16 protein-coding genes are annotated in these 13,938 nt (G+C 73.6%); all 16 read left to right on the plus strand.

Going from position 1 to position 13,938, the window contains the following annotated elements; translation table 11 throughout:
* Positions 1-408 carry a hypothetical protein gene (locus ACTHAM_RS03050; RefSeq protein ID WP_440684294.1) on the plus strand — a complete coding sequence of 136 codons (408 nt, stop codon included), beginning with the start codon at positions 1-3 and terminating at the stop codon, positions 406-408.
* A gap of 63 nt (positions 409-471) precedes the next feature.
* Complete coding sequence (locus ACTHAM_RS03055) at positions 472-1,059, plus strand: hypothetical protein (protein ID WP_440684295.1); 588 nt, start codon at positions 472-474, stop codon at positions 1,057-1,059.
* Between the two features lie 42 nt (positions 1,060-1,101).
* On the plus strand, positions 1,102-2,016 hold the full coding sequence (locus ACTHAM_RS03060; RefSeq protein WP_440684296.1) for a phosphoribosylaminoimidazolesuccinocarboxamide synthase: 915 nt from the start codon (positions 1,102-1,104) through the stop codon (positions 2,014-2,016).
* A gap of 25 nt (positions 2,017-2,041) precedes the next feature.
* A complete protein-coding gene (locus ACTHAM_RS03065; protein ID WP_440684297.1) occupies positions 2,042-2,479 on the plus strand; it encodes a helix-turn-helix transcriptional regulator in 438 nt (145 codons plus the stop codon).
* A gap of 10 nt (positions 2,480-2,489) precedes the next feature.
* Complete coding sequence (locus ACTHAM_RS03070) at positions 2,490-2,900, plus strand: VOC family protein (protein WP_440684298.1); 411 nt, start codon at positions 2,490-2,492, stop codon at positions 2,898-2,900.
* A gap of 137 nt (positions 2,901-3,037) precedes the next feature.
* Complete coding sequence (locus ACTHAM_RS03075) at positions 3,038-4,519, plus strand: amidohydrolase (RefSeq protein WP_440684299.1); 1,482 nt, start codon at positions 3,038-3,040, stop codon at positions 4,517-4,519.
* Positions 4,520-4,612: 93 nt separating this feature from the next.
* On the plus strand, positions 4,613-5,344 hold the full coding sequence (locus ACTHAM_RS03080; protein WP_440684300.1) for a hypothetical protein: 732 nt from the start codon (positions 4,613-4,615) through the stop codon (positions 5,342-5,344).
* 63 nt (positions 5,345-5,407) lie between these two features.
* On the plus strand, positions 5,408-5,773 hold the full coding sequence (locus ACTHAM_RS03085) for a PadR family transcriptional regulator (protein ID WP_440684301.1): 366 nt from the start codon (positions 5,408-5,410) through the stop codon (positions 5,771-5,773).
* Positions 5,773-6,966 (plus strand): hypothetical protein, encoded by a 1,194-nt coding sequence (locus ACTHAM_RS03090; RefSeq protein ID WP_440684302.1) that lies wholly within the window; start codon positions 5,773-5,775, stop codon positions 6,964-6,966. Before ACTHAM_RS03085 ends, ACTHAM_RS03090 begins: the two co-directional genes overlap by 1 nt.
* Entirely contained in the window at positions 6,963-8,105 is a 1,143-nt protein-coding gene (locus ACTHAM_RS03095) for a hypothetical protein (protein ID WP_440684303.1), read from the plus strand. The genes ACTHAM_RS03090 and ACTHAM_RS03095 overlap by 4 nt, the downstream gene beginning before the upstream one ends.
* Entirely contained in the window at positions 8,102-9,283 is a 1,182-nt protein-coding gene (locus tag ACTHAM_RS03100) for a hypothetical protein (protein ID WP_440684304.1), read from the plus strand. The genes ACTHAM_RS03095 and ACTHAM_RS03100 overlap by 4 nt, the downstream gene beginning before the upstream one ends.
* Before the next feature lie 123 nt (positions 9,284-9,406).
* Complete coding sequence (gene purS, locus ACTHAM_RS03105) at positions 9,407-9,664, plus strand: phosphoribosylformylglycinamidine synthase subunit PurS (RefSeq protein WP_440684305.1); 258 nt, start codon at positions 9,407-9,409, stop codon at positions 9,662-9,664.
* Entirely contained in the window at positions 9,664-10,359 is a 696-nt protein-coding gene (purQ, locus tag ACTHAM_RS03110) for a phosphoribosylformylglycinamidine synthase subunit PurQ (RefSeq protein WP_440684306.1), read from the plus strand. The genes purS and purQ overlap by 1 nt, the downstream gene beginning before the upstream one ends.
* A gap of 184 nt (positions 10,360-10,543) precedes the next feature.
* Entirely contained in the window at positions 10,544-12,823 is a 2,280-nt protein-coding gene (locus ACTHAM_RS03115) for a fibronectin type III domain-containing protein (RefSeq protein WP_440684307.1), read from the plus strand.
* Between the two features lie 85 nt (positions 12,824-12,908).
* Positions 12,909-13,394, plus strand: a complete 486-nt coding sequence (locus ACTHAM_RS03120) for a DUF5680 domain-containing protein (protein ID WP_440684308.1) — start codon at positions 12,909-12,911, stop codon at positions 13,392-13,394.
* Positions 13,395-13,503: 109 nt separating this feature from the next.
* Positions 13,504-13,917: a DUF2510 domain-containing protein gene (locus tag ACTHAM_RS03125; protein WP_440684309.1), complete on the plus strand. Its 414-nt coding sequence runs from the start codon at positions 13,504-13,506 to the stop codon at positions 13,915-13,917.
* The last annotated feature ends 21 nt before the right edge of the window (positions 13,918-13,938 follow it).

Below are 13,938 nucleotides of genomic sequence, written 5' to 3' on the forward strand. Positions count from 1 at the left end.
ATGGGCAGCATCGAGACGTTCGTGTACGGCGGCGGCGCGTGGGGCGGGAAGGCCGACGACGTCCCGAGCCTGAGCGTGACGTTGCGTGACAGCGACATCGCGACGGTCGACTACAGCCCTGCGCCGGACGGCCTGGGGCGGTTCTACCTGGGCTTCCAGCCGCGCGACTACTTCGACGACCCGGCCGAGAGCGCGCCGGTGGACCTGGCCGCCGAGGCGGAGGCGTTCGCCGAGTGGGCGCTGCTGGTGGGGGCGGTGGACGTCGAGGCCAAGCACGTGCGGCGGCTGCTGGCCGAGGAGCACGTGGAGGAACCGCAGGACACGTTCGTCGAGGAGACCGTGGAACGGCTGGTGCGACTCGTCGGTCTCCCTGTGCCGGAGGGTCTCGACACGGACGACATGCTCTGAGGTGCACGCCGCCGCGTCAACGAATGCTTGACAGTTCGGACGCTGTCAAGCCACAGTTGACGCATGACCGAACCGGGGACGCCGCTCACCCTGCGTGACCACCTCGCCGCCGCGCTCGACGCGGCCGAGCCGACGCTCGCCGCCCGGCTCGAGGACGACCCAGCCGCGCACCTCGACCTGGTGCGCCTCGCGCTGGCCGCCCACGCCGAGACCGACGTGCTGCTGCGTGCCGCGATCGGCTCGGCCCGCTCCGCCGGCTGCACCTGGGAGCAGGTCGGCGCGGTCCTCGGCATGACCCGGCAGGCCGCCCAGCAGCGCTACGGTCGCCGCGACGAGGAGCCGGCCCCCGCGAGCGGTCCGCACTGCACCATGACCCTCGCGCCGCTCAGCGCGTTCAACGAGATGCGCGTGCTCGAGCGCGCCGGCCGGTACGGCTGGCACTGCGTGTCACACGGCCCGCTGTTCCACGTGGTCGAGGAGTCCGACCAGCAGTGGGAGCACCACCGGGCGCTCGGCTGGTACCCGCTGCGGCCCGGCGACGGCTGGCAGCGCATCGGTGCGGGCTGGTTCCCCTGGACGTACTACAAGCGCCCGCTCGGCGTGGCGCCGCTGCCCGGCCCGATCACCATGGGCGACCTGCTCATGAGCTGACGGTCCGTGCCGCCGGTCGCCCGCGTGCGCGAGGATGTCCGCATGACGCATGCGGTGGACCTGCCGGGCTGGGCGCACACCTACTCGGGGAAGGTCCGCGACCTGTACGTCCCCGACGGCTCCGACGCCGGACGCGCGCTGGTCCAGGCGCACGGCGACGTGGTCCTCGTCGTCGCCAGCGACCGCGTGTCCGCCTACGACCACGTGCTGAGCCCGGGCATCCCCGGCAAGGGCGTGGTGCTCACGCAGCTGAGCCTGTGGTGGTTCGAGCAGCTCGCGGACCTGGTGCCCAACCACGTCGTCTCGACCGACGTGCCGGACGCCGTGGCCGGGCGCGCCATGGTGTGCCGCCGGCTGGAGATGTTCCCCGTCGAGTGCGTGGTGCGCGGCTACCTGACCGGCTCCGGTCTGGCCGAGTACCAGACGAACGGTCAGGTCACCGGCATCGCGCTGCCCGCCGGTCTCGTCGACGGCTCGCGGCTGCCCGAGCCGATCTTCACGCCGGCCACCAAGGCCGAGCTGGGCGAGCACGACGAGAACGTGCCGTTCGAGACGGTCGCGGCGCAGATCGGCCAGGCGGCCGCCAGCACGCTGCGACAGCTCACGCTCGCCGTCTACGGCCGTGCCGAGCAGATCGCGCGGGAGCGCGGCGTGATCCTGGCGGACACCAAGCTCGAGTTCGGCACCGACCCGACGACCGGTGCGGTGACCCTCGGCGACGAGGTGCTCACCCCCGACTCCTCGCGGTTCTGGCCGGCCGACGCCTGGCAGCCCGGCCGGGCGCAGCCCAGCTTCGACAAGCAGTTCGTGCGCGACTGGCTGACCTCGACCGCCTCCGGCTGGGACCGTGCGGCCGACACCCCGCCACCGGCACTGCCGGCCGATGTCGTCGAGCGCACGCGCGACCGGTACCTCGAGGCGTACGAGCGGCTGACGGGCCGTCACCTGTCGCTCTGATGCGGTTCGAGGCAGGCTGTGTCGCATGAGCGGCAAGGACGAGGCACGGCTGCGCGAGCTCGTGCTGCTGCGGCGCGTCCGTGACCGGATCGACCGCGAGTACGCCCAGCCCCTCGACGTCGAGGCGCTCGCCCGCGGGGTCCACCTGTCGGCCGGGCACCTGAGCCGGGAGTTCAAGGCCGCCTACGGCGAGTCGCCGTACAGCTACCTGATGACCCGGCGGATCGAACGGGCCATGACGCTGCTGCGTCGCGGCGACCTGTCCGTCACCGAGGTGTGCTTCGCGGTGGGCTGCTCGTCGTTGGGCACGTTCAGCACCCGGTTCTCCGAGCTCGTCGGGATCTCGCCGAGTGTCTACCGCCGTCTGGCCGCCGGGGACGTCGCCGGGCTGCCCACGTGCGTGGTCAAGCAGGCCACCCGACCGGTCAGGAATCGAGAAGCCGCCCGCGTCCGCCGTGGTTAGCGTGAACGGCATGAACCTCACCATCCACTCCAGCTTCCTGCCGGCCCCCGACCCCGAGAAGTCGCTGGCCTTCTACCGTGACGCGCTGGGCTTCGAGGTGCGTCTCGACGTGGGCTACGGGGACATGCGTTGGATCACCGTCGGACCGGCGGACCAGCCGCAGACCTCCGTCGTCCTGTACCCGCCGACCGCCGACCCCGGCGTCACCGAGGACGAGCGCCGCACCATCGCCGAGATGATGGCCAAGGGCACCTACGCCACGATCGTGCTCGGCTCCACCGACGTGGACGGCGCGTTCGAGAAGATCCAGGCCACCGGCGCCGAGGTCGTCCAGGAACCCACCGACCAGCCCTACGGCCTGCGCGACTGCGCGTTCCGCGACCCGGCGGGCAACCAGGTGCGCATCAACCAGCTGTCCTGAACCGTGTCACGGGCCGTCACCGGCCGATCGCTCATCTGCCGGTGACATGCCCGCCTCACTCCGGTGACACGACGCTGCTTCGATGGCGCCATGAGCGACTGCCTTGCCGCACCTGCGCCGACGCGGGAGGCGGGCGCGTGAGCGGCCTGGTCCTGGCTCGCGCCCGGCGACTGACCGACCCGGACCTCGTCGACGTCCTGCTGGCCGACGGCCTCGTCGCGGCGATCGCACCGACAGGGCACCTCGACGCGCCTGGGGTCGAGCGTGTGGACCTCGACGGACGTGTCGTCATGCCGGGCCTGTGGGACCAGCACACGCACCTGACGCAGTGGGCGCTCGCCCGGCACCGGCTCGACCTGGCCGGGGTCACATCCGCTGCGCAGGCCGTGCGGCTCGTCGCCGACCGGCTCGCACAAGACCCGCCGCCCGCCGGGACGGCGCTGATCGGTCAGGGCTTCCGGGACGGGCTGTGGCCCGACGCGCCCTCGGCCGCGCTGCTGGACGCCGTCGCCGGCGCGACACCCGTCGTGCTGGTCTCCGGCGACCTGCACGCGGCGTGGGCGTCGACCGCGGGCCTGCGTTTCCTCGGTGCCGGCGCCCACCCGACGGGGGTGCTGCGCGAGGCCGAGTGGCTGCCGATCATGGGCGGGATCGACCGCGTCGAGGACGACGTCGCCGACTCCCTGGTGGCCGAGGCGGCTCGGCACGCGGCGAGCCTGGGCGTGGTCGGTGTCGTCGACCTGGAGATCGCCGACAACGTGGTGGCCTGGCGCCGGCGGGCCGCGGCGGGTGACCCCGCGGTGCGTGTCCGGGCGGGCGTGTGGGAGCAGTACCTGGGCACGGTCGTCGGCGAGGGGCTGCGGACCGGTGACCCGGTGGCGCCGGGTGGGCTCGTCACGCAGGGGCCGCTGAAGGTGATCACCGACGGCTCTCTCAACACCCGGACGGCCTACTGCCACGAGCCGTACCCCGGTCTGCTGGGCCGCTCGGCCCACGGGGTGCTCTCCGTACCGACGGACCACCTGGTTCGACTGATGGCCGCGGTCACCCGGCGCGGGATCACCTGCGCGATCCACGCGATCGGGGACGCGGCCAACACGCTCGCGCTCGATGCGTTCGAGGCGACCGGCGCGCGGGGCTCGATCGAGCACGCGCAGCTGCTGACCTGGGCGGACGTCGAGCGGTTCGCGGCGCTCGGCGTGGCTGCCGGCATCCAGCCCGAGCATGCGATGGACGACCGTGACGTGGCCGACCGCTACTGGCCGGGGCGCACCGACCGAGCGTTCGCCTACGGTGCGCTGCACCGCGCAGGCGTGCGGCTCGCGCTCGGTTCCGACGCGCCGGTCGCGCCGTTGGACCCGTGGGACGCGATCGACGCCGCCGTGACCCGCACACGCGAGGGGCGCGAACCGTGGCATCCCGAGCAGGCCATCGAGCTCGACGTGGCGCTGGCCTCCAGCGTCGACGGACTCCCCCTGGGGTTGGAGGTCGGGGCGCCGGCGGACCTGGCGGTGCTGGACGAGACCCCTGCCGAGCGCCTGGCGGCGACAGGTTCGGTGCGCGGCCTGCCCGTTGCGGGGACGCTCGTCGCCGGGCGGTGGACGCATCGAGCGTTGTGAGCCAGGGGCCCCCGAACAGGTGACGAGAGCGGGGCGAATCGGACAAATCTGACAGGATGCGGGGTCTTCTGCTTCCGATCGGATGGATCCGTCATGCGCCGTGCCCTCGTCCTCACCGCCCCTCTCGCCGTGCTCGCGCTGCTGACCGCCTGCTCCGGGGGTGCGGACGCGACCGCTGACGTCACCGATCTCGTGACGACGGCGGCCGGCGACGCCGCTCCGGACGAGGAGTCCGAGGCTGTCGCCCTGGACGAGACCGGCCTGGCGGCCCTGCAGCTCACGGCCGCCGAGCTCGGTGAGGGCTGGACCGCGCTCGACATGAGCGGGGCCGAGGACACGGATGCCGCCTCCCTCCTGCCCGACGGTGCCGTGTACGAGCCGGCTGCCTGCGGCGAGCAGGTCCTGGCGCTCCAGGAGGGCACCGCAGCCGAGCCGGATGCGCAGTCCATCGCCGCGTACACGCAGGAGGACGGCACGTTCGTCGGCGTCACGCTGTCGACGGGCGAGGACTACAACGCGACCGCGTTCGACGCGCTGGCCACGGCCCAGACGGAGTGCGCCACGTACACCGTGACGATCCCCGAGATGTTCAGCGCCTCCTACTCGATGACGGCGCTGGACACCGCCACCCTCGGCGATCGGTCGCAGGCCGTGGTCATCGCGACGTCGCTGGACGGTCAGCCGGCCGGGTCGACGGCGATGCTCCTGAGCCAGGTGGGCGATGTGGTCGTCACGGTGATGACCTCCGGTCTGACCGACGCCGACACGGCGCTCCTGGAGCGGGCGGCCACGCAGGCCGTCGAGAAGGTCGCCGCCGGCGCCTGACCTCGGGTGCCGCGGCTGGACGGATAGGTCGTTCGACGATATATATCGGATATGGCCTTCCGGATGACCGAGCAGACGTACCTGGTGCTGCTCGCGCTCGCTGACCAGCCGCGGCACGGCTACGGCATCGTGCAGGAGGTCCGGTCGCTGTCCGCCGACCGGGTCCGCCTGGGTGCCGGGACGCTCTACGGCATCCTCGACCGCCTCGTCGAGGCCCGGTACGCCGAGGCGTCGGGTGAGGTCGTGGTCGACGGCCGCCTGCGCCGGTACTACCGGCTCACCGACGAAGGCCTGGCTGCGCTCGCCGCCGAGACCGACCGTGTCGCCGAGCTCGCACGCCGCGCGCAGCAGGTGCTCGCGGCACGCCCCGCCCGCCCCGCGCTGCCCGGTGCGATCGGCGGCCCGCGACCCGCGCTCGGAGGTGCCTGATGAACGGCGGGGTCCCCGAGATCGACGCACGGTTCGAACAGTCGGTCGGCTTCTGGCTGCGGGCCTACCCGCGGCGGTGGCGCGTCGCGCGGGCCGCCGAGCTCACTGCCGTGCTCGCCGACCTGGCCGCACCCGGCGCCCGACGGCTCGACCTGCGCTCCGCCCTGGGGCTGCTGCGCAGCGGATGGGCAACCCGGTGGCGCGAACGGCCGCCGATCTGGGTCGTCTTCGGGTACCGCTGGCAGCTGTCCGTGCCCGCTGCGCGCTACCGCGCGTGGGTGCGGGACGACGTCGAAGGACCGCTCTTCCACGTGCGCGAGGTGGCGTGGCGCCTCTGGTTCATCTTCGTGATGATGGGCCAGCAGGTGTACCTCGGGAACTACGGCCCGGAGATCCTCGTCGGATACGTCCTGCTCTTCGCCGCGATCCTCGGCCTGGGCGATGCCCGGAGCCGACGGACCACGGCAAAGCGGGTGCTGCGGGCGAGCCCGGACGACCCGCCGGGGCAGTGGGGCCTGATCAGCGTGAGCACGCTGCGCGACCGTTGGACCGCCCGGCCGGTCCTGCGCTGGACGACCGGTCTGCTCGCGGTCGGCGCGCTCGGCTGGAACGCGGCGGCGCTGGCGCGGTCCCTGCGGACGACCGCGTGCGTGACGGGTACCGCGGCCACGGCAGCGGACCGGTGCGCGGTGTCGGTCTGGGGGATGTCGACGTTCACCCTCCTCGTCGTGATGCTGGGTGTGCTGGCCGTCGCTGTGCCGCTCGGGCTCCTGACCCTCGGGCGCCTGCGTCGTGAGCTGCCGGACCGCCCGGCGCAGCCCTCCCGGTACGTGGTCCGCCCGACCACCGGCATGGCGGTCGGAGCTGCGGCGCTCGGTGCCCTGGTCGCCGGTGAGGCCTGGCTCGAGGCCGTCGGTCGGTGGCCCATGGCGCTCGCCCCGCTCGCAGGTCCCCTGTGCCTGCTGCTCCTGGTGCCCGTCGCCGCGGCCGCGTGGGTCGTGCGCGCCATGGAGCCTGACGTCACGCTCGTCGACGTCCGGCGGGTCGCCCTCACCGGCCGCCCGCCCGCCGTCGACGCGCTCACCGAGGGACTGGTGGGCGCCTACCGGGCCGGGTCGTCCGACGCCGAGCTGCTGGCCGCCCAGCAGGGCCGACCGGCCGGCCCCGGGTGGGTGCTGGGAGCGGCACGATGACCGGCCCGGTGACCGGCACCGAGGCGTCGCCGACCGCCGCCGAGGTAGACCCCCGGTTCGAGCGGTCCGTCGGCCGGTGGCTGCGGGCCTACCCGCGGCGGTGGCGGGTCGCGCGGGCCGCCGAGCTCACCGCGGTACTGGCGGATCTGGCCGCACCTGGGGCGACGCGGCTCGACCTGCGCTCCGCCCTGGGGCTGCTGCGCAGCGGATGGGCGACCCGGTGGCGTGAACGGCCGCCGATCTGGGTGCAGGTCGGGTACCGGTGGCAGGTGTCCGTCCCGGCACCGCGCTACCGCCCGTGGGTGCGCGACGACATCGAGGGCACGCTGTTCCCGCTGCGGGACAACCTGTGGCGCATCTGGTTCTTCATCGCCATGCTCGGCTACCTGGTGGCCTTCGGTGTCTACCACCCGGGGATCGTCATCGGCTACCTCCTGCTGGTCGGGGCGGTCGTCGGGCTGAGGGACACCCGGGCGCGGCGCACCGCAGCGAAACGGGCCCTGCAGGCGAGCCCGTACGACGCCCCCGGGCAGTGGGGTCTGATCCGCGTGAGCACGTTGCGCGACCGCTGGGTCGCCGCACCGGTGCTCGTCTGCTCGGCCGGGGCGCTCGCGATCGGCGCACTCGGCTGGGGCGCCGCCGCGAGCATCCGTGCGGCGTCCACCGACCTGGCCGTTGCGGTGACGGCGGCCCTGGTCGTCGGTGCGGTGCTTGCGCTCGTGGTCGTCCGCCGGCTGCTGCGCGAGCTGCCGCACGCCCCGGCCCAGCCGTCCCGACGCCTCGTGCGCCCCAGCACCGCGAACACCGCCGGGGCAGCTGCGGTGGTCGCCCTCGTCGTGGGCGAGGCGTGCCTGGAAGCGGTGGGGGAGTGGCCGATGGTGCTGGCACCGTACGCCGGGCCCCTGTGCTTGCTCCTGCTCGTGCCCGTGGCGGCTGCCGCGTGGGTGGTGCGCGGGGCGCACGACGTGACGGTCGTCGACGTCCGGCGTGTCGCGCTCACCGGTCGCACCCCCGCGCTCGACTCGCTCACCGAAGGCCTCGTCGGGGCGTACCGGGCGGCTTCGACCGAGGCAGACCTGTGGACCGCAACGCAGGACGAACCCGCCGGACCCGGCTGGGTGCTCGGATCCGCAGGATGACCGGCGCGACGAGCGAAGGGGCGACGGACACGTCGCCGTGCACGACGACCGGCAACGGCGCACAGGGCGTCGACCCGCGGTTCGAGCGGTCCGTCAGCCGGTGGTTGCGGGCCTACCCGCGGCGGTGGCGCGCAGCGCGCGCGGCCGAGGTGACGGCGGTCCTCGCCGACCTGGCCGAGCCCGGCGCGCGGAGGCTCGACCTGCGCTCGGGGCTCGGGCTGGTGCGGTCCGGCTGGGCCACCCGGTGGCGTGAGCACCCGCCGCCGCTGCCGTGGCTGGGCTATCGGCTGCTCGACCAGCGGCTGCCCGCGCAGCACCGCGCGTGGGTGCGCGACGACCTCGCCGGCGGACTCCTGCACGTGCGCGCCCTGTCGCCGTACTTCGCGTTCATGGGGTACCTGGCGTTCAGGGACGACGGCCTCACAGGTCTCGTGATGATGACCACCGGGATCGTGGTGGTGTCCTGGGTGCTCCTCGGTGGTCACCGGCGCCGGGAGTCCGTCCGTCGGCACCTGTCGCTGCAACCCGGTGAGGCGCCGGACGCGCAGTCGCTGATCACCGGCTGGGTGTACCGCACGCGCGTTCAGGCCGTGGGCATCCTCCCGCTGGTCGCCGGGGTGCTGGGTCTCGGCGCGGTCGCCGGTGCGGTTGCGGCCGGCCGTGCGCACCGCCGGCTCGTGGCCACCGGTTGCGGTGCAGCCTGTGTGAACGTCGAGGGTGGGCCCGTCGACGGCATGCGGACCGAACTGCTCGTCGTCGTGGCCGCGCTTCTCCTCGGGCTCGCGCTGGTGCCCCTCGTCCGACGACGGCTGCTGCGCCACCTCCCCGGACCGGACCAGCCGAGCCGCTGGCTGGTGTACGCGGGGTGGCGGCACCGCACGGGGGCGGCCATCATCGCCGCCTTCGCCGGTGGGTGGGCGATCGCGGAGGCTTCCGGGCACCTCGTGCTCGTGTCGACGCCCGCCACCGCCGCGTGCTGCCTTCTCGCGCCTGGCGCGATCGCCGCGTCGCTCCTGGTGCGTGGGCGACCCGAGCTTCGGGACGTCGCCGGTGCGGACGTATGGCGCGCCTCGGTCCGGTCCCGGTCACCCCAGGTGGACGGGTGGGTCCCTGGTCTGGTGCCGGCCGTCGTGGTGACCTCCGCCGAGCTCGCACCGGGTTCCCCCGGACCCGCCTGATCCGGTCGGGTCGTCGGTGGCAGGTCCGTAACCATCCGCCGGACACCGGGCTGACTGGGTCCGGGTGGTCGGTAGACTCGCCGCGACCCCCACCACCGCGCGAACACACACAGGAGCCACCTCGTGGGACGAGTCGTCGTCGACGTCATGCCGAAGCCCGAGATCCTCGACCCGCAGGGCAAGGCCGTCGCCGGCGCGCTGCCGCGGCTGGGGTTCGCCCAGTTCACGTCGGTGCGTCAGGGCAAGCGGTTCGAGCTCGAGGTCGAGGGGCCGGTGACCGACGAGGTGCTGGCCGCGGCCCGCGCCGCCGGTGAGCAGGTGCTGTCCAACCCCGTGATCGAGGACGTCGTCGCGGTCTACGAGGACGAGGTCACGGCCTGATGACCCGCATCGGCGTCGTCACCTTCCCCGGGACGCTGGACGACCGGGACGCGGCACGTGCGGTGCGGCTCGCAGGCGCGGAGGCGGTGCCGCTGTGGCACGCCGACGCCGACCTGCACGGCGTGGACGCCGTGGTGCTGCCCGGCGGCTTCTCCTACGGCGACTACCTGCGCGCGGGCGCCATCAGCCGGTTCGCGCCCGTCATGGGCGAGATCGTCGACGCGGCGGGCAAGGGCCTGCCGGTGCTGGGCATCTGCAACGGGTTCCAGGTGCTCACCGAGGCGCACCTGCTGCCCGGGTCGATGATCAAGAACGACCACCTGCACTTCATCTGCCGTGAGCAGGTGCTCTCGGTGCAGAACGTCGACACGGCCTGGACGCGCGACTACACGCTCGGCGAGACGATCACCATCCCGCTGAAGAACCAGGACGGCCAGTACGTGGCCGACGAGCGCACGCTCGACGAGCTCGAGGGTGAGGGCCGCGTGGTGTTCCGCTACGAGGGCTGGAACCCGAACGGGTCGCGCCGCGGCATCGCGGGCATCACGAACGCGGCGGGCAACGTCGTCGGGCTGATGCCGCACCCGGAGCACGCGGTCGAGGCGGGGTTCGGCCCGGACGGGCCGAAGGGTCCGCGCACCGGCACGGACGGGCTGCGGTTCTTCACCTCGGTGCTGCACGCGCTCGTCGGCTGACCCGACGGGGCTCCCGGGGCGTTCCCGCGTGGCTGAGGCGCCCTGACCTGCTGCTCAGGCAGGTGGAGGCACCTACCCAGGGACGTTCGTCCTCGTTGTCGCTCGGGGTTCTCCTCATCGGCAGGTGCTGGCGCTCGATAGGTGCCTCGACATCGAGACACCCGACGCCGTTGGAGCCCCTGGCATGACCGCATCCGGAACCCCTGGCAAGCCCATCTCGTCCGCGCCCGCACCGGGCCTGGGCGGCGCGACCTCGACGCGACGGGTGGCCCACCTCTGGCGTGCCGTCGGTGCGCTCGCGGTGACGGTGCTCGCCCTGGTGATGGGCTCACCGGTCCCTGCGAGCGCGACGGCGGCGACGGCCGGTGGTGCGACCCGCGGTGAGGTGGTCCCGTTGCCCGTGGCCGACCTGGACTCCTCGTTCGTGGCGACCAACGAGGGCGTCACCGCCGCGGCGGGCACGACGGGCACCTGGAACAACGTCACCTGGTTCTCGTACACCCCGGCGCAGGCGGTGCGCGTCTTCATCCGCGCGACCTCGATCAGCCCGGCAGGGTGGGACAACACGCTCGAGGTGTGGACCGGCGGCTCGCTCGTCGCGCACAACGACGACTTCTACGGGCTGGACGCATCGCTGACGGTGAACCTCCAGGCCGGGACGACCTACCAGATCGGCATGGGCGGCTACCGGTCGACCTCCCGCGGCAGCGCGACGCTGACGTTCGCCACCCGGGTGCCGACGCCGCCGCTGGACGTGCAGGCCACGTTCGGTGACGCGAGCGCCGACGTGTCCTGGTCGGCACCCGCCGACGTGGCCGGAGGCGTCACCTCGTACACGGTGCTCTGCACCCCCGAGGGCGGCGAGGAGACCGTGTGCGGCTCCACCAGCGGCACGCCCCCGCAGCAGTCGAGGCACGTGACCGGGCTGACCAACGGGGTCAGCTACACGTTCCGCGTCACGGCCAGCAACGTCATCGGCGCGTCCGACCCGTCCGCCCCCGTCACGTCCATCGTGCCGAAGGCGGTCTCGACCACGGTCATCACCACCGACCCGGTCACGCCCGTCAGCGGCCAGCCGTACGACGTGCGTGTCACGGTCGGCGCGGGCGGCGCGGCCGCCACGGGCACGGTCGACGTGACCGTCGGTGGCGTCGTGCACGCGGGTCTTGCCCTGGTCGACGGCGTCGCGACGGTCGAGGACCGGACCGATCCCGTGGGCACCGTGAGCCTCGCGGCCTCCTACGGCGGCACGAACGTGATCGACGGGTCGTCGGCATCGGGCAGCGTGAGCATCGCCAAGCGCCCGCAGACCGTCACGTTCGACGCACTGCCGACCGGCCTCGCCTACGCGGGGACCCCCACGGTGCTGCACGCCTCGGCGTCCTCCGAGCTGCCCGTCACGTTCGCCGCCTCTGGTGCCTGCGCCGTCTCCGACGGGTCGCTGCACCTGACGGGTGTCGGGCCCTGCGAGGTCACGGCCACGCAGGTCGGTGACTCGCAGACCGAGTCCGCGCAGGCCACGCAGACCGTCGACGTGGCCCGCCGCGGTCAGGCCGTCACGTTCGGCGCGCTGCCGGCGCTCGTCTACGGGCAGTCCCCGGTGGCCTTGGTCGGCTCGTCCAGCGTCGGGCTGCCCGTGACGTTCTCCGCCGAGGGGTCGTGCACCGTCACCGACGGGCTGTTGGCCGTCACCGGTGTCGGCCCGTGCACGGTGACCGCCACGCAGGCGGGCGACGAGCTCACCGGGCCGGCGTCGTCCGTGGTGCGGACCGGTGCGATCGCCAAGCGCTCGCAGACGGTGACGATCGCGCCGCTCGCCGTGCCGGTCTTCGGCGGGGAGGCGTCCACGGTCGATGCACGCTCTGAGTTCGGCCTGCCGGTCACGTTCTCGGTCGCCGGGGCGTGCCTCGTCGATGACACGGGCAGGCTGACCGCGGTCGGCACGGGGCTGTGCGTCGTGACGGCCTCGGCCGCGGGCGACGAGGTGACCCTGCCGGCTGAGGCCACGGCCTCGATCACGGCCATCGGGCCGGACAGCGAGGTCGAGGCGACCCTGGACCGTCAGCTCGGCGAGCTCGCCGAGGGGGCCCCCGTCAGCGCGCGTGGCACCGGGCTGCTCCCCGGGACCGTCCTCACCCTCGAGGTGCACTCGACCCCGCAGGTCATCGGCACCGCGATCGTCGGTGCGGACGGCACGGCGGTCGTCACCGGGGTGCTCCCCGCCGGCCTCGAGGGCGGCGCACACCGGCTGATCGCGGTCGGCACGGCGCTCGACGGCGCGCCCGCGCAGTTCGTCCTGCCGTTCCAGCTCGCCGAGGACGGCACGATCCTGCGCATCGAGGAGCGGACGCTGGCCCTGGCGGCCACCGGTGCCGACGGCGTCGGGGCGGTCGGGGTCATGGCTGCCGCGTGGGTGCTGCTCGGCGCCGGGCTGCTGGTGCTGCGCCGCCGGCGCGTCGGCTGAGCCGGGCGCTGCGGCGGCTGCGGTTGTGGGCGGTCGGTCGTAGGGTCCTGCCGCGGGCGCAGGGTGCGGACGCGGAGAGGTGCACATGTCCGAGCAGGTCGCAGGGGTGCTGGACGTCGCCGCGCTGGAGGCCTTCGTCGTGCGCGCCAAGTCGCGCACGTACGTCGGGGGCGGCGAGCCGGTCGAGTCGTCGCGCACCGGTTCGCACGACCTGGCGTTCACCGACGGAGCGTTCGCGTACCTGGACAGCTACGTCGGTGGCTCGGACTTCCTCGGGCAGGAGCTGGTCTCGTTCGAGGGTGAGCCGGTCTGGGCGATGAACTACTACGGCTACCTGGTCCGACCCGACCTCATCGACGCCGCGCACACGGGGTTCGTGATCCGCGCGGCCCTGACCGCGATGTACGCCGAGGGTCGGTTCCTGGGCGGGTTCACGCACACCGTGCAGGACCACGTCTACCAGGACGCCAGCGAGGGTGACGTCACCCACTTCACGGGTCTGGAGCAGATCAGCCGCGACGGCGTGCTGCTGTACGAGCTGCGGTACCACGGCGGGCTCGTGCGCGACTGAGCCGCACGGCTCGGGGTCGTGGCGGCGGCTGTGCTCGCGGGGTGCCTAGCGGGGCAGATGCCTCTCACGGGGCATCAAGTTCACCCGGGTGAGTGCCGAACTCACCCCCATGAGCATGCCTGCACCCGGGTGGTACCCGGACGGCGTCACCCCCGGGGCCCTGCGGTGGTTCGACGGGTCGGGCTGGACGGCACACCTGGCGCCCTTGCCGGCCCCGGGGCCCGGCGCGGTGCCCTGGCCCGGGCATGCCCAGGTGGTGGCTCCCGCCTCGGACGTCGGGCCGGGTGACGCGCTCCACTGGATGGTCCCGGTGGGCCGGTCGTGGCAGTCGGTCGTCGCCGGCTACGTCGGGATCTTCGCGTTGTTCATCTGGGTGCTCGGGCCGGTGGCCATCGGCCTGGGCTGGTGGGCGATGGTCCGTGCGCGGTCGGGTGGCCACGGCCGCGGGCGGGCCGTCTTCGCGATCGTCGCCGGGGTGGCCGCGATCGTGTTCGGCGTCCTCTACCTCGTCAGCACGCGCTGACGTACGCACCGGCGGGCGGTG

The organism is Cellulomonas soli (assembly GCF_052036975.1).
Lineage (GTDB): Bacteria > Actinomycetota > Actinomycetes > Actinomycetales > Cellulomonadaceae > Cellulomonas > Cellulomonas soli_A.